Consider the following 21,279-nt stretch of genomic DNA (forward strand, 5'->3'; position numbering starts at 1 on the left):
GCACGCCGCCAGCGTTCATCCTGAGCCAGGATCAAACTCTCCATGATTGGAGAACTTAAACTTAAGCTCTGTTGATACTGCTGACAGTATCTCGTTTGCGTTTCAATTGGTCGCCTCAATGTGTGCTCCTAGTTAATAGAAGACTTTTTTATTCGGAATTAAACGTTGACATATTGTCATTCAGTTTTCAATGTTCTTTGTGTAAAGTTTTGTGTTGTTTGCGTCAATCTCGTTGACTGCTTAATTAGTATATCATGTGGAGTTTTCAATTGCAAGCACTTTTTTGTTTCTTTTTGTTAATTTCTTTGTTGTGTTTTGTTGTGTACTTGTTTCGAACCCGACAAGAGATAACTATACAGGACAATCTATATTTGCGCAACCCTTAATTTAAATTTATTTCGAAAAAATAAAAAGAGCCTTGCGGCTCTTATATTTCCGTTCTGTATTCAATAGCTTTCGAAAGCGTCACTTCATCGGCATACTCGAGATCGCCGCCTATCGGCAGCCCGTGAGCGAGCCTGGTCGTTTTGATTCCTATTGGTTTTATAAGCCGCGTTAAATACATTGCGGTACTTTCTCCTTCTATATTAGGATTAGTCGCGAGAATCAGTTCTTTTACTTCCTCATCTTTTAAACGTTCCAATAATGAAGGTATATTTATATCTTCAGGGCCGATGCCGTCCATCGGACTGATGGCACCCTGCAACACATGATAGAGTCCGTTATATTCGCGCATTTTTTCCATAGCGATAACATCCTTCGTATCCTGTACAACGCAAATGGTGGAACGGTCTCTATTTTTATCTTCACATATATAGCAGGGATCAACATCTGTAATGTGTCCGCATATACTGCAGAAAGTCAGCTCCCGCTTCACCTGCATTAAGCTTTTCGAAAAGTCGACTACGTCGTCTTCCTTCATATTAAGTACATAAAATGCCAGGCGCTGAGCTGTTTTCGGCCCAATACCCGGCAATTTCATGAAGCTGTCTATGAGCTTGGATATCGGTTCAGGATAATGCATCTACATCATCCCTGGTATATTTAAACCTTTAGTGTGCTTGCCTAAACGTTCGCTTGACAGTTCATCCGCTTTGTTTAAAGCTTCATTTGTTGCAGCAACGATTAAATCCTGCAGCATTTCGACATCATCCGGATCTACAACTTCTTCTTTGACAATAACATCCAGCACTTCTTTGTGTCCGGATACTACTACTGTGACCATGCCGCCGCCAGCTGTACCTTCAATTTGCTCTTCTTTCAGTTTAGCCTGTTCTTCTTCCATCTTCTTTTGCATTTTCTGCATCTGTTTCATCATGCCTTGCATGTTATTCATACCACCGCGCATGTTTTCATCCTCCGATACATTATTTTATCACTTACATATTATATATGATTATCTTCGATTTACAAACTATCAGTCATTAACTTCTACGATATCACCGAACATCTTCCGGGCGATATCCGAAGGCTTTTCTTCCTGCTGCTGTTTTTGCTGGATATCATTGCGGTGACTGTCGATATAGTTTTGACGAACCTGCTGCCAGCTTGAATCCGGCACACCGACAACCTGCACTTTTTTACCTATAATAGTAGGAATCAGATTTTCCAGTTCTTCTTTCTTCTCTGCATTTTGATTTATAAGCTCAGAGTGCACATCATTATCAAACTTAATCAGCACATGTGTATCACTTGCCGCGACCGGTACCGAGTCTTTTATCAGTGCGCGAAGAGATTGAAGTCCCTTTTCTTCTATATACTGATATACTCCCGGCCAGCCGTCTTTCAGCTTAACCAGATCTTCCTTGTTAGCAGAATTCAGCACACGTTCTATTTTTTCTACAGAAAAACCTTGTCTGCTCCTAGCCGAAGAAGATCTTTTCGGTTTTTCTTTTACAGCTGCTGCACCGGAAGCAATTTTCTGCTCGAGATGCTTGAGCTGCGCTTTTAATTCTGCAATCTCTTCCGATGAGGCACCGCCTGCAGCTGCTGCCGGCAACGGTGCATCGAGCACGCGGATCATCTTAACGATAACGATTTCCAAATGAACACTGACGCTCACAGAAAAACGCATGCTGACCATCGCATCGTTCAGCACATCGATCATCTTATACAGAAGTTCATCTTCCACATGTACGAATGCAGTCTCTTCCGAAATCTCTCCTGAATGTTTCATCAGAATGATATCTCTTATAAAATAGACAAGTTCATGAACAAGACGCGTCGGGTCTTTCCCTTCATCAATCAGCTGATGAAACTTCTTGAAAGCCGCTTCAGAGTCCTTCTGTTCGATAAACTTCATCCATTCATTCAATTCATCTCTTTCGATACCGCCTGTAATCATTACAGCATCCTGCATAGTAATTTCATCACTGCTGAATGCAATCACCTGATCCATTATGGACAAGGCATCGCGCATCCCGCCTTCTGCGATTCGCGCAATATATGACAAAGCTTCTTTATCATAGGCAGTGTTTTCCTGCTGCGCTACAAATTCGAGACGTTCTGTAATTTCTTCTATATCCAGCGATTTGAAATCAAAACGCTGGGTTCTGGAAATAATCGTTGCGGGTATTTTGTGAGGCTCTGTTGTAGCCAGGATGAATATCGCATGAGCCGGCGGCTCTTCCAATGTTTTTAACAGTGCGTTGAATGCTCCTGTTGTCAGCATATGCACTTCATCTATTATATATACTTTAAACTCCGCTTCTGCCGGAGCATACTTTACTTTATCTCTTATATTGCGGATTTCGTCCACACCGTTATTACTTGCAGCATCAATTTCAATTACATCATTAGCGCTGCCGTCTGTAATGGAAACACACAGTTCACATTCATTACAAGGTTCGCCGTCCGTCTCATACTGACAGTTCAATGCTTTGGCAAATATCTTGGCAATACTCGTTTTCCCTGTCCCCCGCGGGCCGCTGAATAAATAAGCATGGGATTCCTTGTTGCGCGTAATGGCATTCTGCAAAGTTTTTGTGACGTGATGCTGGCCAACTACATCGCTGAACTTTTGAGGCCGAAAAGCTCTGTATAACGCCTGGTACTCCATTATTATGGCACCTCAACTCTTCATAAATTCTAGCTATAATTATAACACACAGGCTTCTTTATATTCCTGTTTTTAGGCATAAAAAAAGACCTCATTCATTATGAAGTCAAAATAAAAACCGTGCACCACTTTGTCGAGTATGATGCACAAGCGTTACTCGGGAGACCAGCTCAACCACGGCAACCCTACGGCACATAGAATGGGCCACTTAATGCTGCTTCCTTCCGGACCTGACATGATTCATGACGTTCTATTGCATAGGACCGCAATCTCAACACTGGAACTCCCGAGGCAGTCCTCACACTTCAAACCCTCAAAAGTGGAATTCAGCCTTGCTCGAGCGGATTGCAAGTACAGGGCACCGCTACCTCCCCGCTTAGCACGGTATGTTTTATAATAACAAATTACTTATCGTGATGCAAGAATTCTTTTATCTTGCGGATATTTTCCTGAATAAAGCAATGCCGATTGCAGCCAGCAGCAATATTGTCCCGCCTGAAATAAGTATCAGTTCAAATGCCGACATTCCGTCTGACGTCTCGGATGCCTGCTGATCTGTTTCTGCTGCTTCAGCCGGCAGCTCCTCGTCCACTTCTTCCGGCTCTTCTGTTTCTTCAGGTACTTCTTCTGTTTCCGGTTCTTTTTCGACCTGTATTACTGCAATTTCATAACCGAGCTTATTGCGGTTCTCCACCTTGACTTCGATGGGTTCAGCTGCCGCCTGATAAGCTTCGCTGTCCACGGCTTTCAATGTATAAGTGCCGTTCGCAACATCTGTAAAAGTAAACTCGCCTTTATCATTCGAGACAGCTTCTATTGAATCGTCTTCTGCAGATAAAAGAAGTTTTACATTCTCAGCGTGCGCCTCATCTTCTGTTACAACACCGCTGACAGTATGTCCTTCACCTTTAACTGCGTTAATGGACAGTTCTTCTGTTTCTTCCGGCTCTTCAGGTTCTTCAATCGTTTCAGGTTCAGCTGCCGGTTCTGTGTAAATTTCCGGCTCTGTATACTCTTCTTCATAAGCTTCACTATAAGGCTCTGTATAGGGTTCTTCATACACTTCCGGTTCTTCATACTGCTCACTGTAGCCGTCATTATACGTATTATCTTCCGCTCCGTTATAACCGTTATCCCATGCACCTTCTCCCTCAGCGCTGTCATTCTGATACCCACCATTTTGGAAGTTCTCTTCATAACCCGGTTCTTCATATGTATTATCGTACGCTGGTTCCTGCCAAGGCTCTTCGTAATATGTGCCTCCGCCGGTTCCATCGTCAAAAGTAGTATCCTGCTCCACCGCGAATGCATGGGCAGGGGTAAATATTATTAAGACTGCAATCAATGCCACCAGATATTTCTTAATCATCGTCACCCTCCACATTATCAATAACAAGCCATGGTCTTTCATTTTCAAAATAAACTTTGACCGGTGTTTTATAAGTGTCACTCAGCAGCTTTCCTGTCAGCACTTCTTTTTTCGGTCCGGCGGCAACGATACCCCCGTCTTTAACTAACAAGACATGGGTAATCGCACTCGTGAGTTCTTCGATGTGATGCGTGACATACAGCAGATGGCGCTTTTCCTGCGGAATCCCGTTCACTATCTTCAGTACATCTTCACGTGCCCGGATATCCAGACCGCTGCATGGTTCATCCAGGATTAAGAGCTCGGGTTCACCCATCAGTGCCCTGCCGATTAGTATTCTGCGGCGCTCGCCCTCTGAAAAAGTATTATACGTTCTATCTGACAAGTAGCTGAGATTCAGTTTTTTCAGTATATCTTCCGCTTTTCTCTTCGATGCTGTATCGATACTCTGATAAAGTCCGAAGGATGAAAACTTCCCGCTCAGGACGATATTGAGTCCGGTTTCACGGTTTAGAGTCTGATAGAATTTATCGAGACTAGAGCTGACAAAACCGATTTTCTTCCTCATCTCGGGCAGGCTTGCCTTGCCGAATTCCATGCCGACCACCCTTGCGCTGCCGTCCGTCGGATAATTATAACCCATAATGATATCAAGTACAGATGTTTTTCCGGCACCGTTTAATCCGAGCACCGCCCACTGTTCACCCTTGTTTACTTCAAATGATACATCGTTTAATATCGTTTCGCCGTTACGCCGCCAAATAATATTATTTAATGAAAGAACTTTTTCCACAGCTGTCACTCCCAATAATATATTCTTTACCATTATAACCGGAAAAAGCCGGCTGTATCATTAAAAATCCCGGGATATTTACCGATGTATAAGAATCGATAAATTGTCCCGGGAAATCACTTTACTCTTCAACTTCAGTATAACCCTGATCCAGCAGCATTTCCGCAGAACGTTCCATGCTGATACCGTCAGAAGGGTCTCCTTCAAAATCTATGCCTTCGACATTTTCAAGTTCTTCAGCATCAATTTCATCATAAACGATAGAGATATTTTCCGTCGCTTCTTCATCCCCAAAATCAAAACTGTGCTCTACTCCTGCTAAATCCTGATACTGATCTGAGTAGCCTGCAAAAATTTCCTCAGCCTGTGCTTTATCGATTCCAAGTTCTTCATAATTAATAATGTTCTCAGTCGACTGGCTGATAACCTCATCACCGTTATGTGTATAAACCAGCGTGCTCTCCACACCCTGATCATTCAGTTCAAAGGTCCTTGTCTCTTCGCTGCCGCATGCAGTCAGTATAATCATCACAGCTGTAAATAGAAATAACGCCCACGCTTTACGCATAATAACCTTCCCCTTTTTCTTCTTTATTATTATACATACCTTATAATGCAGACGGTAAACTACTTATTTATACATCAATAATCTCTTGATTTTAAAATATAAACAGAAAAAATATTTCATTTATGTTTTAGAAAAAATAGGCCGGGTAACTATATATTGTGACATGAAAAACTGATTCAAATTAAAAATCTAAGTAAATAATTATCTCTATGGAGGGGAATATTAATGAGTAGAATTGAAAATTACGTTACAGAAAATGATGCCTTAACGCGCGTTGAAGAACTAATAGCAGAAGGTGTCGCAGATCGTGACATTACAGTATTATCACAGCAGCCGGTAAACAAAGATACTTTTGGCAATACCGATGTAAACTTCAGAGATTCAGAAGGCTCTGCATGGGATAAGTTCGTTTCATTCTTCTCACCGGATGATCCTGAAGAGAAAGTGCTAAATGATTTAGGATTAAGTCAGTCAGAACAGGTCCAGTATAGAAATTCATTAAATGCAGGTGAAGTGCTGGTATATGTTGATACACCTGATGTTAATTCAGACAGCACTATGAACTACGGTGAAACACGCGACACTTACGATTACGATAACAAAGCAAACGCTACAGGTGCAGGCCTTGCAGGCAGCGCAGCTGTAAATGACGGCTACAATAACGATACAGTCAGCAATGACAATCTGTATGACAGAGACCCTGAGCTCGACGCACGTGCAGTAGATCGCGATAATGATCTTACTGAAGAAGAAAGAATTCAGCTGCGTGAAGAACGGGTTAATGTCGACAAAGAAAACGTTCAGACTGGTGAAGTTACTGTTGATAAACATGTTGAAACCGACAGACAGGAATTTGATATTCCAGTAGAACGTGAAGAAGTCGTAATTGAACGCAATCCGGTTGACGATGTTCCGGCTAAAGGCAGCTTCGATGATACTAACGATGTAGACGAAGTCCGCATTCCGGTGAACGAAGAAAGAGTCAACGTGGATAAAGAAAATGTAGTGAATGAAGAAGTTACTATTAAAAAAGAAAAACATGAAGATGTGGAACATGTTTCCGAAGAAGTCCGCCGTGAGGAATTAGATGTTGAGGAAGATGACTTCAATAAGGATAACTTAAGAAAAGACGGTCTTCGCGACAACGATTTCAGAAAATAAATGATTTATGAATGTACCCGGAGTTTCCTCCGGGTATTTTTTTATGTCCTTTCTGCTTTCAGCACAAAAAAGACTGTCTCCAAAAAGAGACAGTCCTCATTTCATTAATTAGCGCCTGCAACTTCTCCTGCTTCAGCTAATTGTCTGTTATCTTCTAAATACATTTTAATGCCTTCTGCTGCACGGTAAGCAAATGCACCAACAGTTCCTGTCGGATTATAACCGCCGTTATGAGGGAAATTTGAACCGCCGATAACAAAGACGTTATCTTCGTCCCACATCTGAAGGTAGTTGTTTACAACACTTGTTTCCGGGTCAGCACCTATAATCGTACCTCCGACAATGTGGTCATTGTGCGCAGGGAAAATATCGAAATGTTCTGTGAGTTCTCTGCGGTCTGTTTCCACCGCACCCATCTCAACCAGAATTTCTTCGATTTTCTGACCGATGAAATCGTGCACTGCTCTGTCATGGTCGGTCAAATCATAAGTCAATCTTAAAAGCGGACGTCCATAATCATCTTTATACGTAGGGTCCAGCGATAAGTAATTGTTTTTATGCGGTAAGGTTATCATTTGAGCATGAGATGATAATGATTGAGTAAATGATTTAATCGATTCTTTCTTAAATTCCGCTCCCCAGTTTTTTACGCCGGGCGGAACTACATTTTGTTCAATCGGACGTTTGCCGGTTTGTTTTAAGGCGATATTGGCACCGTGAATAAAGTCGAGATCTGTATGATCAAAATTATCGACGTTAAATTCATCAATACATATTCCAAGTGCTCCAGCACCTGTTGCTGTATTAAACTCCTTATCGAAGAAGCCGGTCACCTGAGGTGTAATGTGCAGGCAGTAATTTTTGCCGACCGCACCTTCGCCTGTTTCAGGATCATAAGGTGTTCCAAGACCGGAGTGCAGCAGCAGTTTGGTATTGTTCGTAGTATGACTAGTAACAACGACAACATCTGCCGGCTGGAAAAATTCTTCCTGCGTTAATGTATCGATATACAGTACTCCTGTGACTTCATCATCTTCTTTGACGATTTCTACAACGTTAGCGTGTGTGCGTAATTCAAAATTCCCGGTTTCTTTAGCTGTAGGAATTGTCGTTACGATTGGAGAAGACTTCGCCCCCCACTCACAGCCGAATTTTTCACAGAATCCGCAATATTGGCATGCGTTAATTGTCTGGCCATCCGGATTAACAAATTGTTCAGAAATTGTAGAAGCGGGAATCATGAAAGGCTGATAGCCCAATCTTTCACATGCTTCTTTATATTCGGTCAGCACAGGCGTTTCTTTTAAAGGCGGTGTCGGATAAGGTGCATCGCGCTCTGGCCCCATCGGATTCTGCTCTCCGCTCACACCCGAATTCTTTTCGTATCTTAAAAAGTACGGTTCCAGTTCTTCATATGTGATTCCCCAGTCCTGTACAAGATAGTCTTCAGGTATTTTATCTTCTCCGTAACGTTCTTCTGTCATCGTTTTAATTTCAAAGTCATACGGGTGATATCTCCAAGTGTCACCATTCCAGTGCACACCGCCTCCGCCGACATCTGTACCGATTAAGAACGCACCATAACGTCTCATCGGCAAGGCTTCTTCATCATCAGTATTACGATACGTAATAGTTTCTTTTGATAAATCCTGCATCATTTCGTGACCGACAGAGTATCTGTATTCATCGTGCGCAGTTAAATAATCTTCTGTCTTTTTCTCTGTACCGCGCTCAAGACCGATGACATTTTTTCCGTCTTTGGATAATTCAGCAGCAACTATACTCCCTGCCCAGCCGAGACCGGCTACGACAACGTCAGTTTTTTCTAATTCTTTAGCCATATATTTTCCTCCGGTAATTATTAATGTGAATCAGAGTGACTTGAAAGCGGCATTGTTTCAAGTTCAACAGGACCTTCCTGCTCCACTTCATTGATATAACTCATATGCGCACCAGGGAATTTCTTCATTTCCCAGCCTTGCATTCCTTTGTTTCCTCTGTAAAGCGGATCTGCATAAGCACCTGACAGTGTCGCCAGACGCAGCTCTTCAAAGAAATCACTCGCTTTGGCACCGCGCAGCTCAAGTTCATCAGATTCGAGCATAGTTAAAATCTCATCCTGCTGTTCGGGTTCTAAATTATGGAATAACTTCTCGTGATTTTCCTGTGCTTCTTCATTCATGACGCGAATTGCTTCCATATATAAGTCTCTCCGCAACAATGGATACTGCGGCCCCTGGAAGTCTGTACCTTCTTTAAAAGGCCCTTTCATGTATTCCCGTGCGTTTACGCCATATCCTCCTGCGAGTTCATGGTCAATAAACCAGCCAACACCAAGGGCAATCGCACCTGGACCTAAATCATCCTCCGGGAATATACGCTCTGTGGCAGCTTCTATCGTCTTAAAATCATCAGCTTTCGTAAAGAACTTATAAGCTCGGGTATAGTCTTCTTGTACCGCAGCTTCTTCTCCGCTATTTTGATTACTCTCTTCGGACGCCGTTTCAGTATCAGTGTTCTCTTCAGTTTCCGTGCCGAGGTCGAGAAGCGACCCTAAATATGTACCAGCAACTAGTGACCCTGTTGCGACACCGGACATTTTTAAAAATCCGCGTCTGGAAAAAGTTTTTTCAGTTTCAAAATTATCCGCCATTTTCTCACCTCAAAATTTATATAATTACATAAACCAATTTGTTTATTTTACATCTATTAACGTATTTTCTCAATATACATTCTCTAATATTTTGAGTAATTATATTTCTTTTTTTCGGATTAGACAATCTTAATTTTTTTTATTAGAATTATCCTATCAAGGAGGCAGTGCAAATGAACATCCCATTCAGTGAGTTTTTTAATTATTTATTCAGGCATAATCCCGATGTAGATGTGAAGTACAGAGAAGAACGTTACAGCGGGGATATAAAAGTAACAAAGTTTCTTGCAGGCGATAGTGCAGACACTTTAAATTCACAGGACAGGAATACTTACCATTCGTTTATGGATGATATTACAAATCAGGTCCGTGACCAGCTCAGACAGTCCAACCTGTACCGTTTCGTCGCTATTATCGGTCTCTTGTTCGCAGTGCTCGGCTTCAGTATGATTATGTACTTTTCTTCAGGCAATACATGGGTACTTTTAGGCGGCGCTTATTATTCATTCTTCGCTTACCTGCTTGTCGAGGCTTACATCCAGGCAAACCGCAATTATTTTGAAGATCAGCTTTATAAAAAGCTGAATCAAGAATATTTAAGTCATTAAATCAAACAGGACAATGTATAAAAATACATTGCCCTGTTTTTGTTTTGTTCAGCCAAGATAGGGTAAATATTTAATATGGATCTGTTATAGGAGGGGATATATTTGGCCAGATTAGAAACATATATTAACGAAGATGATTTAGTGAATCGTATTCATCAGCTGCGCAGAGAGATGGACGTAAACAATAATCAGCTGATTCTTTTTTCGAATACATCATTTGAAAGTGTCGAGCTGAACGAAGATATTGAAAAGAAATCCATCGACGGTACTGCCGGCGATAAGATTGTTACTTATTTCTCCGCAGGTGAACCGGAAGATCGCCGTATGGCTGACCTCGGGCTGACACATGAGCAGCAGGAAGCTTATAATTACGCGCTCGAACATCATCAGTACATTCTGTACATCAACCATCCCGATTTAGACGGGGTATATAAATCCGAAATGAAAGATATGCCGTACGATCGGGATACTGAAGTCGTTGATATGGAGCAAGTTAATGATAATCGTAAAGAACTATAGTATTTATTAAGTGGGTCTCTACAGACCTGCTTATTTTTTTAAGGAGCGAATGCAGTGATACTTAACAAAACGATTGAACAGTGGTGCAAGGAATTTCCGGGAGTTCGAGATTTAATCGATTATAAAGAGACATTCTGGTTGAACAGTAATCAGTCAGCTGCAGAAACTGTTCTGCCGGATTTAATACTCAGCGAAGATGATATCTTAGATGCAGAAGCGCGCTTAAAACGTTTTGCTCCCTTCATTGCTCATGCCTTTCCTGAAACGGCAGTCCAAGCAGGAATCATAGAATCTCCGCTGACCCGGCTGAGTCATATTCAGACCGGTTTAAAAAACCTGTTCGGCAAGGAGATTGACGGAGCTTTTTATTTAAAAGAAGATAATAGACTGCCGATTTCGGGTTCCATCAAAGCACGCGGCGGCATTTATGAAGTTCTTGCTTTTGCAGAAAGTCTCGCTCTTCAGGAAGGTCTTATTACTGAAAAAGACAATTATAAAAAATTTGCTGATACAGAGTTTAAAAATCTTTTCTCTGAGTATTCTCTCGTCTGCGGTTCAACGGGAAATCTCGGTCTAAGCATTGGGATTATTGGCGCGGAACTGGGTTTTAAAGTAATTATTCATATGTCCGATGATGCGAGACAGTGGAAAAAAGATATGCTGAGAGCTAAAGGAGTTACGGTTATCGAACACAGCGATGATTACTCGAAAGCTGTAGCTCAAGGCAGAAAAGACAGCCTTAAAGATGCGCGCAGTTATTTTATCGATGATGAGAATTCAAAAACTTTATTTTTGGGATATGCGGTTGCCGCTATCCGGCTGAGAGCCCAGCTCCAGGAGCAGAATATTAAAGTAGATAAGAAACACCCTTTAAACGTATATCTGCCGTGCGGTGTAGGGGGCGGCCCCGGAGGTATTGCATTTGGTCTCAAAGTCATTTTCGGCGATGTTGTAAATTGCTATTTTGCCGAACCGGTACACTCGCCGTGTATGACTCTCGGCATGATGACCGGCTGCCACGATAAAGTTTCAGTGCAGGACTTCGGCATCGATAATATCACAGCTGCTGACGGACTTGCTGTTGGCCGAGCTTCCGGTTTTGTCGGAAAGCTTCTCGAAAACCTGATAAGCGGTGCCTATACTGTCAGCGATGAAAACCTATTTAAAATGCTGGCTCTGATGTATGACAGTGAAAATATTGAGCTGGAACCATCTGCTCTTGCCGGTGTTATCGGTCCCCTCTCTGTAAAGTCTGAAGGTACACATATAGCATGGAGCACCGGCGGCGATATGGTTCCTGAAGATATCTATAAGGAGTATTACCGTAAAGGAAAAAATTTGATATAGTACGAGTTCACAAAAAAGAGAAGCCGCAGCTTCTCTTTTTTGTGAAATTTAGATTAATGTGTCGAATACTTCATTTAAAATTTCATGATCCGGTTTTGAACCCAGATTTTTCGTTATTACACCTTTAACATGCTTAGAATTCATATTCGATTCTATTTCAGATACCGATTCCTTACTGCCAATAAGGTAGGCGCCTTCCAAGCCGCGGTCTTTAATTTCTTTATCCAGCTGCGCAGCTAAATTCTTATACCAGCGATGCTGATTTTCTGCAAACCGGTGCTGGAACTCATCTTTACCGCCGCCTCTAGCCCGCGATGTAGTTGCTTCTTCATAGTCTATCCAGTTTTCACTTTCGACATCCCAGCTGTATTTTCTCGTGTCCCTGATAATTCCAAGTGACGTTTCGATAAAGGTTACATCAGCCTGCTGTACTGCAACTAATGCTGTTTCAGGATACCGCTGTTCAAGTTCTTCAATCTGCTGCATTTCAGCAGTCTTACCCCAATGAAATGATGTTGTGACCGGAACTTGCAGTATTCTTGCTTTCCACAGTTCGCCGTCAGCGGATGCGACCAGGATAAATCCTTTTCGCATCTCGCGCTGATGTGTCGCAATTTCTTTTTCCACTTTATCCTGCAGTTTTTTCAGCGCTTTCAAATCCGTTTGATTATCTTTTTCTTTAACTTCTTCTTTAAGTTCTTTCAAACCGTTTTTTAAATGTATCTTCCATTCACCGTTTGAAAGATTACCTGAACTCGCATCCGTGTTTAAGTGGATAGTCAGTATTCCGGTTTCATCGCGTTTTCCTTTGATTTCCTCGATAATCTTTGCTAATGACATTATTGCCTTACTCCCCTTTCAGAATTACATAGTTTCAATACCTTACCCTCATAATTTTTTGCAAAACAAAAATATCACCTGCTGGATTAACGGCAGGTGATATGATTAAACTCCGCTGTTTTTTGTAATTTCTTTATCACGTCTGCCGTGCAGGAAATAATACACAATAATACCGGCAAGAACGACAAAAGCAAGGGTCATATACATTCCTCTGTAACCGAGTGACGGCACAATATACCCGAGCAGAAACGGTCCGAAACCAAGACCGAGATCGAGCGCGATAAAATACGTTGTATTTGCAAGGCCCAGACGTTCCGGGGGTGTTACTTTAATTGCAAGCGCCTGGGTAACCGATTGTATGTTGCCGTAACCGAAACCAATCAGTGCTGCAGCAATCAGAAAGGCCATAGTCAGAGAAGCCTGGCTGATAACGGCGAGTCCGATAGCAAACATAATAATTGCAGGGTACATTACAATATTTGCGCCTTTACGGTCAAGGAGCGGTCCTGTAATCGGCCGCGACAGAAGCACCGTGATACCATATACCGTAAAGTACAGGCTTCCGGCCTGAATCAGGCTGATACTTTCCGCATAAGCGGTCACGTAGGATAAAATTCCAGAATATGCGAATGCCATTACAAACATAACTGCTGAAATCGGCATGGCGCGTTTTTCGAAAAAATCCATGATTTTAAATTTGCCGCTGTCCGTCGACTTGGAAGGCTGACCCGGAGGTGCCTTAACTGTCAGACCGATTACCAGACTGATGATTGCCATGGCAAATGAAAAGAGAAAAATACTCGTAAATCCGTAGGCTGCAATTAAAGACACACCAATTAGCGGACCGACCGCAGTCGCGAGAACTACCGACATACTGAAATAGCCGATACCTTCGCCGTTTCTGCTTGGCGGAATAATCTGCGCAATTATAGTACCTGTTGCGGTCATTGCATAACCCATTGCTGCACCGTGCAGAATTCGCAGGACAATAAGCGGATAAATACCCATCGGAATTAAATAAGATGCGGTCAGTATAACGATGAGCACCGAACCGATCATCAGCATCTTCTTACCGCCCATCGCTGTAATATGCTTGCCTCCGAACAATCTCCCAATAAGCGAGCCGATAATAAAGGCACTGGATACAAGACCAGCCATACCGACCGAGGCATTATATTCCCCGGCTGCGTACATCGCCATTGTTACAAGCAGTAAATACTGCGACATCATAAGCGCAAAGTTAACAATTGATGTATTGATAAAATCTTTCGTCCACAATCTGTCTTTATATACTTCTGACACTGTTATTGCACTTCCTTAGTATTTTATTGAATCTCTCTATTTTCCATTAAACAGGGAGCCTTGTCTATAGTCCGTGCTCAAAAAAGTGGTTCACAAGATCTTCAGTTTCCGAAGCAAGCATTCCAACTCCTCTGATTAAATAATCCGAGCCTGCCGACAGAGCGCCGATTGTGTAGAAATTTTCCAGGGTCCCAAATCTCGGGCTGATGATTTCATGGTTTTTATTAATCAGCACTCCCCCGAATTCATCCGCTTCCAGCAGCATTGCATCATACATATTTTGCAGCAGCTTCGTATCATCCTTTTCAATAGACTTAACAGGTCCTGTAGCATTAATTAATATATCAAAGTGTTCTGATTTCCCATCGTCAAAGGTCACGATAAACCCGTTATCCGCTGACGCGGATTCCATGCCGTGCATGAAGATAAGTTTTCCTTCATCAATCCATTTAAGAATCTCCGCTGCCCCGTATGGCGGCATCGGTGAGTGATTGCCGCTGATATAAGGATGGTATTCTTTTAAAAACGTCCGTTTATCCCTTCGCGATAAATACTTAAACAGTATTTTAAATGTATCTTCCAGATCGGTGATTAAATACTGCAGTTTTCCTACACTGTCCGGATGTTCAAGGTCATATTTCAAGTCAATCTCAGGTCGGTCCGTTTTACGTTCGAAGAGGGACGAGTCCACCTGCTGCGCTTCCATTTCCAGCTTGAACAGTCCAAGCAGTTTCTCAAGCGGTATCAGTCCATCTCTTTCATACTGCAGGGCTGCTTCCAGCGTAAAATGCTGCGGTTTAATATCAAAATGTGTACCTCTCACAGCAGGCATTTCTCCGCTTCTCGATAAAACATACACTTTTTTATGTCCGTTCCGGATTAAATATCTGAAGCTGTCAATTGCAGACAGGCCGCTTCCGATAATTCCTATTCTGCCTGTGAGATGTTTTAAATTGTCCTCTATGGGATAAGGATTATAAAAATAATTGCTGTCACCTTTAAGTTTGTATGGATCACTGTATGACAATTCGCCTGTCATTAAAAACACAGCATCGTAATCACAACTCACATTATCCGCACGGAGCGTATATGTCCCGCTCTCTTCGTTAAATACAATATTTTCCGCATATTTTTTTATAATATTAATATTGTCATGTGCATCGCTAAAAGATGTCAGAGTACTGTGCATGTATTCTCCGTAAACTCTGCGGCTCGTAAAACTTTCAACTTCATGGCCGGTCTTCTCCAGCCACTTTATATAATCATCAGGATCTGCAGTCAGGGACATCTCTTCAGCCGGCAGATTAATCACTAAATGATCATCATCATGCTGGTAAGCATAACCCCGCCCCATCGTTTTGGGGGCATCATATATATCGATTTCCAAGTGTTTGCCGAATCTTTTATCGTTTACAAAAAATTTAAGGATTGAAATACCAGCAACTCCGGCACCTGCAATCGCGATTCTTTTAATCTTCATAGTTTCACCACTGTCCTCTGGAAGTTAACTTTCTCTCTAAGTATATAAATAAAGAGAGCAATCCGCCAACTTTGAAATTGTAATATGATAAAATACATTTAACAAGTAAACGCCGGGGTGTAGATATGGAGATTAACAAAATTTTAAAAGATACAGCGATTATGACAGGACCATTTCCGGAGCTGGATAAAACATTAGATGAAAATCCACTCGACCGGTTCGCTGCCTGGTACGTTCACGCACTAGAAAATGGTACGGCCGAACCCAGCAGTATGGTACTCGGAACTGTTGATGAGGATAATAACCCTGATTCACGGGTAGTACTGTTAAAAGCAATGGATAATAACGGCTTTTATTTTGAAACTGGAAAAGCCCGGGAAAAAGTAAAGCAGCTGGCACATCACAGCAGTGTTTCATTAAACTTTTACTGGAAAGAAGCAGGCAGACAGATTCGCATTAAAGGGACAGCTGAAGCGGCAGAGGATATTGCACATGTCTCTGATAATTTAGACGCAGCTGTGCGCGATTTAAATGCTTATAAAATTGTGCCTTCGGAGATAGAGTTTTATCAGGCGTTAAATGAAGGCGGCTATGCCCGTCTCTTCTATAAATCAATAAACGGTACATGGAAGTGCGACTGGCTGTAGCCGGCGCACTTTTTTATTTACTATGCAGACCATGATTAAATCCTCTGTTTCATGTATAGTAGGAAATAAATTAATGTAGAGGTGACACAATGATTCCGCATATAGTACAGTGTACTGTCAATGATACTGATACGCTGCTAAGATTAAGTTATCGTACTTTCTATGAAGCATTTGAAGCTCAAAATACAGCTGAAAACATGAAGGCTTATTCAGATTCTGCCTTTACGGCCGAAAAAATCCGGAAAGAACTGAGTCATCCGGATTCCCGTTTTTATTTTATTTACAGTACTGAGACACTTGCAGGATATTTAAAAGTAAATATTAATTTCGCTCAGTCCGAACCCATGGGACCGGATGCACTTGAAGTGGAAAGAATTTACGTTCTCCAAGAATATCACAAACAGGGGCTCGGCAAAGCATTGCTGAGCTATGCCCACGATATTGCCCGCCAGCTTAATAAAAGCAAAATCTGGCTCGGTGTCTGGGAAAAAAATGAGAATGCCATCGGTTTTTATAAAAAACAGGGCTTTAAGAAATCAGGTTCCCATTCTTTCTTTATGGGTGATGATGAACAGACGGATATTATAGCCGAGAAAATTTTATCATAAAAACAGAAGGAGAAACTGCTATTGAATAATAGAATAGATCAGCCCTTATTGAACAGCAGAAATTTAAGATGGCTGTTAATTATCGGTGTTATTTTAGTCGGTGCCAACCTCAGGGTTCCGTTGACTTCTGCAGGCGCACTGGTGTCTTTTATACGCGATGACTTCGGAATCAGTAATGCCCTTGCTGGAGCAATTACGACACTGCCGCTCATTGCATTTGCACTGCTGTCGCCTTTTGCACCGAAAATTGCAAATAAAATCGGCATGGAGCGGACGATCGCCATTTCCCTCGCACTCCTTATTATAGGAATTCTCATCAGATCTGCAGGCGCTATTGAATTATTGTTTACAGGCACCTTGCTGGTCGGGCTTGGCATTGCCGTCGGGAATGTTTTAATTCCGGGTATCATCAAGATGAATTTCCCGTTTAAAATCGGTTTGATGACCGGGCTGTATGCGATTGCAATGAACGTGTTCGGTGCCCTCGGTTCCGGTTTAAGTATTCCTATTGCTACATCAGGCAGCTTTGGCTGGCGCGGTTCTTTAGTTATATGGAGCGGGCTTGTGCTGATTACACTGCTTATCTGGCTGCCTCAGCTGATGAAAAAACACGATGCTAAAAAGAAAATTAACAACCAGAAAATCGGCGGCATGCTGCGGTCCCCGCTTGCATGGAAAATTACTGTCTTTATGGGGGCCCAGTCCTTAATATTTTATACATTGATTACATGGCTGCCGACAATTTTAACTGCTAACGGCTACGATATACATCTTGCCGGCTGGGGTGTATTTATCTTCCAGTTTGCAAGTATTCCTTTTACATTTATTATTCCCGTTATAGCCGACAGAATGAAAAATCAGGTAATGCTTGCCTTTGTCTGCAGCGGACTGATTCTTGCAGGAATCATCGGGCTCTTGGCGGGTCTGTCAGAGCTTTCAATGCTCTGGGTAGTATTTCTTGGTATCGGGAACGGCAGCGCATTTTCACTGTCGATGATGTTCTTTACACTCAGAACTAAAGACGGCTATGAAGCTGCTGAACTGTCCGGCATGGCACAGTCATTAGGTTATCTGCTTGCTGCAGTCGGCCCTGTGCTGGTCGGCGGCCTGCAGGATATTACTGGCAGCTGGACGCCGCCTCTGGCAATGATGGCTCTCTTTGCCATTGTAATGCTCATCATGGGCGTTGCTTCCGGTAAGAACAAACAGGTTTCAGGCAATCTGTAATATATAAATGAAAAAGGCTTTCGGCATATGAATTTTACATATGCCGAAAGCCTCTTTTAATACTATATTTTATTTTTTTCCTGTTCTCTTTTCAATTTTTCAGGAGTTACGTCATTTCCGAGCGGATCGACGACTGTCAGTCCTGAAAAGGAATCAAGTACCTGCCCTCTAATTTGACGAAGGTAATCTTCTCTTAAGACTTTCTGCTCCTGTTTCTGTTCTTCAGTCAAACCGACTGTTTTTTGTATTTTTGCCAATTCATTTATTCTGTCTAATCCTGCGATCATATTTGACCCTTCTTCCTTTTATTGATTAAAAAATGTAAATTTCTGCTCTCTGTGTACCGGAAACTTCGGTACAACAAATTCTCCGAGTTCTTGGATTACTTCTGCCGCCGGGCGGCGGCTGTCTTTAAACCCGATTGATATATGATTGACGCCCGCTTCCTGATAGGCATTCAGGTAATCCACTAAAAAATTGCGTCCTGCTCTGAAGCCGATGTCAATCGTTTTCGGTGCTTCGTTTGCCCGCTCAGACAAATCAATCATCAGGGGCTGCGTAAATGGTTTAAATTCTTCAGTCAGCCCGCGCCACTTATTTATCAGCGCTTTTTGTCCTTCTAATTTCTGCGGATAAAACATCCAGCCGTCTGTATGCTCAGCAAGCCACTCTATCGTCTGGCTGCTGTAGCCTGTACCAAAGACCGGAATTATTCCGAAGTCGGGTTTCGGTACGACATCACCTTCGGTTAAGTTTATCCGTTCTGTCTGGATAACCGGAAATTTTTCGGCCCACAGCTGTTTCATCACATCAAGCGACTCTCTGAATAATTCACCTTTATTATCCCGGTCTACTTTAAAAGCCGGGAATTCTATTTGCCGGTCACCTGTTGCGACTCCCATTATAAACCGCTGACCCGATATACTGTCGAGCGTTGCAGCAGATTTTGCTGTATGAAAAGGATGACGTAATGTCGTTACAATGCTCCCGGTTGTTAAGGCAATACTTTTCGTGTGAGCCGCTGCATATGTTAAAAACATAAATGGATCGTACAGTCCGCCGACATCACCGAAATTCGGATCATACAGCGGCGCATCACGTACAGTTAAAGCTGCAAAACCGTAATCTTCAGCCTCTTTGGCAAGCTTCATCTGTTCATTCAAGTTCATCTCGGGAAAGCTGCCTGTATAAGCTTCCAGAGGAAAACCTAAACCCAGTGTCAATTTATCTTCTTTAAACATACGTTTGAAACCTTTATGCTCCTGAAATTTCGCCATGTATCATCACCGCCTTTAAATCACTTTATTGTTTTCGACCCATGTATACAACTGTTCACACTTCACTGCATAACGGCCTTCTTTTACTTTTTCGTGTAAGGAGAAAATTGTTTCACTCTGCAGTATTCTCTGCCACGATTGTTCCGCTTCAGTCATTAAATCATCAAGCAGACACGGCTCTTTCGCGTTCTCGAGACGAAACATTTCATTGAATATTCCGCTTGAAGAATACAGAGACTGGCGTCCTTCCACCGCGAGATAAACATCGTAAACTGTAATATCTTCCGCAACCTTATTCAGTTTAAAACCGCCTTTGACACCGGGTGTCGATGATATAATACCGGCACCGACAAGTTTCCTCAGTAATTTTTGAAAGTATGTCGGAGATGCTCCGATACATTCGCTGAGAGAATCTCCCTGAAGCAATTCTCTCTTTTCCAGCATATTTAACAAAATCAATGCATACACACTTTGTTCCACACCTGTTTTCATTTGCATCTATATCACCATTTAATCATTTTTATATCGTGGATAATCTTTATCCAAGTTAGTATATTAACACAGGCTAAAAGAGATATCAAGGGTCTTGTCTGTTTAGAGGTTTAGAACACTGCATAATAAGGGAATGGAGGTACTATTACAGTTTATTGCGAAGGAGTGAATCTGATGGGTGTAATTCGAGGTATAAATCATATTGGAATGACTGTTCCGGATATAGAAATTGCAACCGAATTTTTTAAAAACAGCCTCGGTGCAAAGATTGCTTATGATTCACAGACACTTGATGACCAGCCGAGAGGCGGTCCTTTAGTCGAAAAGCTGCTCGTCATTCCTGAAGAGTCTTATATAGTCAAAAAAAGAATGCTGACTATCGGCAACGGACCGAATATAGAAATGTTCCAGTTTTATAATGTACATTCCAGAAAACCGTTAAGTCTGGAAGATTACGGTTATACACACCTCTCTTTTTATACAGATGATATTAAAAAATCATATCAGCAGATGAAGGAGGCAGGCGGCCAGCCGCTGTCAAATATTCATGCAAATACCCGGTTCGAAGATACTGAAGGCAACGGTACAGTTTATTTTAAAACGCCGTGGGGTAGTTTAATTGAACTTCAAACTTTGCCTGAAGGTTATTATTATCCGCCTTACAGTGAGTCGGAAGTCTTTATACCAGATGAAAAGCAGTCTTCTGAAAGTTAATCAGAAGACTGCTTTTTATTTTAGCCAGCCCTTATCAAGAGCCTTTTTAATCGCTTCTATTCTATTACTTACGCCGAGCTTCTCAAGCACAATTGATACGTAATTCCTGATAGTTCCGTTCGATAAATGCAGTTCTTCGGCGATGGATTTCGTTGTCTTTCCATCTGCGAGCAGCTGGACAATTTCAATTTCCCGTGATGTCAGAGGGTTATCAGTTTCAAATGCGATATCGATCAGTTCAGGGGAGTAAATCCGCTTCCCGTTCATAATCTGCCTGATTGACTCTGCGAGGGTTTCGCTCGGCGTATCTTTCAGCAAATAGCCGCTGACCTGCGCTTTTTTGGCACGTTCAAAATATCCCGGCCTTGCATAAGTAGTCAGTATAATCACCTTGCAGGCGGTCCCCGCGAGCTTTTCTGCAGCATCCAGTCCCGTCATGACGGGCATTTCAATATCCATTAAACAAATATCCGGCTGCTTTTCTTCAACAAGTTTAAGTGCTTCTCTGCCGTTCCCTGCCGTGCCGACTACCGAAATATCTTCTTCCAGGCTCAGCAGCGAACTGAGCGCACTCAGCAGCAGATTCTGATCTTCAGCCAATACAATGCTGATCATT

23 protein-coding genes and 1 other RNA gene are annotated in these 21,279 nt (G+C 42.2%); 8 read left to right on the plus strand and 16 right to left on the minus strand.

All coding sequences use genetic code 11. From position 1 onward, the window contains the following. Nucleotides 1-427 precede the first annotated feature (427 nt). The 7 genes from recR to IR135_RS04555 form a co-directional block, all read right to left on the minus strand. The gene (gene recR / locus IR135_RS04525) at nucleotides 428-1,024 is read right to left on the minus strand and encodes a recombination mediator RecR (protein ID WP_135097111.1); all 597 of its coding nucleotides are present in this window, start codon (nucleotides 1,022-1,024) and stop codon (nucleotides 428-430) included. Then, entirely contained in the window at nucleotides 1,025-1,348 is a 324-nt protein-coding gene (locus tag IR135_RS04530) for a YbaB/EbfC family nucleoid-associated protein (protein WP_135097113.1), read from the minus strand. Nucleotides 1,349-1,417: 69 nt separating this feature from the next. Then, the gene (gene dnaX / locus IR135_RS04535) at nucleotides 1,418-3,058 is read right to left on the minus strand and encodes a DNA polymerase III subunit gamma/tau (RefSeq protein ID WP_135097115.1); all 1,641 of its coding nucleotides are present in this window, start codon (nucleotides 3,056-3,058) and stop codon (nucleotides 1,418-1,420) included. A 118-nt stretch (nucleotides 3,059-3,176) separates the two neighbouring features. Continuing rightward, nucleotides 3,177-3,443: signal recognition particle sRNA large type (ffs, locus tag IR135_RS04540), an RNA gene on the minus strand. 45 nt (nucleotides 3,444-3,488) lie between these two features. Further along, nucleotides 3,489-4,427, minus strand: coding sequence for a carboxypeptidase-like regulatory domain-containing protein (locus IR135_RS04545; protein WP_135097117.1), 939 nt, complete (start codon nucleotides 4,425-4,427; stop codon nucleotides 3,489-3,491). Continuing rightward, nucleotides 4,420-5,220 carry an ABC transporter ATP-binding protein gene (locus IR135_RS04550; protein WP_135097119.1) on the minus strand — a complete coding sequence of 267 codons (801 nt, stop codon included), beginning with the start codon at nucleotides 5,218-5,220 and terminating at the stop codon, nucleotides 4,420-4,422. The genes IR135_RS04545 and IR135_RS04550 overlap by 8 nt, the downstream gene beginning before the upstream one ends. A 121-nt stretch (nucleotides 5,221-5,341) precedes the next feature. Next, nucleotides 5,342-5,788, minus strand: a complete 447-nt coding sequence (locus IR135_RS04555) for a YehR family lipoprotein (protein ID WP_135097121.1) — start codon at nucleotides 5,786-5,788, stop codon at nucleotides 5,342-5,344. 225 nt (nucleotides 5,789-6,013) lie between these two features. Here IR135_RS04555 and IR135_RS04560 point away from each other — a divergent pair, with 225 nt between their 5' ends. Next, entirely contained in the window at nucleotides 6,014-6,949 is a 936-nt protein-coding gene (locus tag IR135_RS04560; protein WP_135097123.1) for a DUF2382 domain-containing protein, read from the plus strand. Between the two features lie 104 nt (nucleotides 6,950-7,053). Here IR135_RS04560 and IR135_RS04565 read toward each other — a convergent pair whose 3' ends face one another. Together IR135_RS04565 and IR135_RS04570 are read right to left on the minus strand one after the other, a co-directional pair. Further along, a complete protein-coding gene (locus IR135_RS04565; RefSeq protein ID WP_135097125.1) occupies nucleotides 7,054-8,790 on the minus strand; it encodes a GMC family oxidoreductase in 1,737 nt (578 codons plus the stop codon). A gap of 20 nt (nucleotides 8,791-8,810) precedes the next feature. Beyond that, a complete protein-coding gene (locus IR135_RS04570; protein WP_135097127.1) occupies nucleotides 8,811-9,602 on the minus strand; it encodes a gluconate 2-dehydrogenase subunit 3 family protein in 792 nt (263 codons plus the stop codon). Between the two features lie 173 nt (nucleotides 9,603-9,775). On the opposite strand from IR135_RS04570, the gene IR135_RS04575 reads away from it, so the two are divergent. From IR135_RS04575 to IR135_RS04585, 3 genes are all read left to right on the plus strand, one after another. Next, entirely contained in the window at nucleotides 9,776-10,210 is a 435-nt protein-coding gene (locus IR135_RS04575; protein ID WP_135097129.1) for a hypothetical protein, read from the plus strand. A gap of 102 nt (nucleotides 10,211-10,312) precedes the next feature. Then, nucleotides 10,313-10,729, plus strand: a complete 417-nt coding sequence (locus IR135_RS04580; protein ID WP_167753362.1) for a general stress protein — start codon at nucleotides 10,313-10,315, stop codon at nucleotides 10,727-10,729. A 54-nt stretch (nucleotides 10,730-10,783) separates the two neighbouring features. Then, a complete protein-coding gene (locus IR135_RS04585; RefSeq protein ID WP_135097133.1) occupies nucleotides 10,784-12,076 on the plus strand; it encodes a D-serine ammonia-lyase in 1,293 nt (430 codons plus the stop codon). Between the two features lie 48 nt (nucleotides 12,077-12,124). On the opposite strand, the gene IR135_RS04590 is transcribed toward IR135_RS04585, so the two are convergent. The 3 genes from IR135_RS04590 to IR135_RS04600 all read right to left on the minus strand — a co-directional run bounded on the left by IR135_RS04590 (nucleotide 12,125) and on the right by IR135_RS04600 (nucleotide 15,698). After that, the gene (locus IR135_RS04590; protein ID WP_135097135.1) at nucleotides 12,125-12,916 is read right to left on the minus strand and encodes a VLRF1 family aeRF1-type release factor; all 792 of its coding nucleotides are present in this window, start codon (nucleotides 12,914-12,916) and stop codon (nucleotides 12,125-12,127) included. Nucleotides 12,917-13,021: 105 nt separating this feature from the next. After that, complete coding sequence (locus IR135_RS04595) at nucleotides 13,022-14,218, minus strand: MFS transporter (protein ID WP_318272275.1); 1,197 nt, start codon at nucleotides 14,216-14,218, stop codon at nucleotides 13,022-13,024. Nucleotides 14,219-14,282: 64 nt separating this feature from the next. Continuing rightward, nucleotides 14,283-15,698 carry an FAD/NAD(P)-binding protein gene (locus tag IR135_RS04600; RefSeq protein WP_135097137.1) on the minus strand — a complete coding sequence of 472 codons (1,416 nt, stop codon included), beginning with the start codon at nucleotides 15,696-15,698 and terminating at the stop codon, nucleotides 14,283-14,285. A gap of 125 nt (nucleotides 15,699-15,823) precedes the next feature. On the opposite strand from IR135_RS04600, the gene IR135_RS04605 reads away from it, so the two are divergent. From IR135_RS04605 to IR135_RS04615, 3 genes are all read left to right on the plus strand, one after another. Beyond that, nucleotides 15,824-16,345, plus strand: a complete 522-nt coding sequence (locus tag IR135_RS04605; RefSeq protein WP_135097139.1) for a pyridoxamine 5'-phosphate oxidase family protein — start codon at nucleotides 15,824-15,826, stop codon at nucleotides 16,343-16,345. 89 nt (nucleotides 16,346-16,434) lie between these two features. Next, nucleotides 16,435-16,953 carry a GNAT family N-acetyltransferase gene (locus IR135_RS04610; protein ID WP_135097141.1) on the plus strand — a complete coding sequence of 173 codons (519 nt, stop codon included), beginning with the start codon at nucleotides 16,435-16,437 and terminating at the stop codon, nucleotides 16,951-16,953. 21 nt (nucleotides 16,954-16,974) lie between these two features. Continuing rightward, nucleotides 16,975-18,180 carry a CynX/NimT family MFS transporter gene (locus IR135_RS04615; protein WP_228063430.1) on the plus strand — a complete coding sequence of 402 codons (1,206 nt, stop codon included), beginning with the start codon at nucleotides 16,975-16,977 and terminating at the stop codon, nucleotides 18,178-18,180. A 62-nt stretch (nucleotides 18,181-18,242) separates the two neighbouring features. Here IR135_RS04615 and IR135_RS04620 read toward each other — a convergent pair whose 3' ends face one another. The 3 genes from IR135_RS04620 to IR135_RS04630 are packed head-to-tail and all read right to left on the minus strand — an operon-like array spanning nucleotide 18,243 to nucleotide 19,955. Beyond that, complete coding sequence (locus IR135_RS04620; RefSeq protein ID WP_115885669.1) at nucleotides 18,243-18,467, minus strand: DUF896 domain-containing protein; 225 nt, start codon at nucleotides 18,465-18,467, stop codon at nucleotides 18,243-18,245. A gap of 18 nt (nucleotides 18,468-18,485) precedes the next feature. Beyond that, nucleotides 18,486-19,457, minus strand: a complete 972-nt coding sequence (locus IR135_RS04625; protein ID WP_135097145.1) for an LLM class oxidoreductase — start codon at nucleotides 19,455-19,457, stop codon at nucleotides 18,486-18,488. Nucleotides 19,458-19,472: 15 nt separating this feature from the next. Further along, nucleotides 19,473-19,955: an RrF2 family transcriptional regulator gene (locus IR135_RS04630; RefSeq protein ID WP_135097147.1), complete on the minus strand. Its 483-nt coding sequence runs from the start codon at nucleotides 19,953-19,955 to the stop codon at nucleotides 19,473-19,475. A gap of 168 nt (nucleotides 19,956-20,123) precedes the next feature. On the opposite strand from IR135_RS04630, the gene IR135_RS04635 reads away from it, so the two are divergent. Next, nucleotides 20,124-20,663, plus strand: a complete 540-nt coding sequence (locus IR135_RS04635; RefSeq protein WP_135097149.1) for a VOC family protein — start codon at nucleotides 20,124-20,126, stop codon at nucleotides 20,661-20,663. 15 nt (nucleotides 20,664-20,678) lie between these two features. Here IR135_RS04635 and IR135_RS04640 read toward each other — a convergent pair whose 3' ends face one another. Beyond that, nucleotides 20,679-21,278 (minus strand): response regulator transcription factor, encoded by a 600-nt coding sequence (locus tag IR135_RS04640; RefSeq protein ID WP_115885665.1) that lies wholly within the window; start codon nucleotides 21,276-21,278, stop codon nucleotides 20,679-20,681. Nucleotide 21,279: the final 1 nt, after the last annotated feature.

Origin of the sequence: Jeotgalicoccus nanhaiensis, assembly GCF_015235105.1 — a bacterium.
GTDB lineage: Bacteria > Bacillota > Bacilli > Staphylococcales > Salinicoccaceae > Jeotgalicoccus > Jeotgalicoccus nanhaiensis.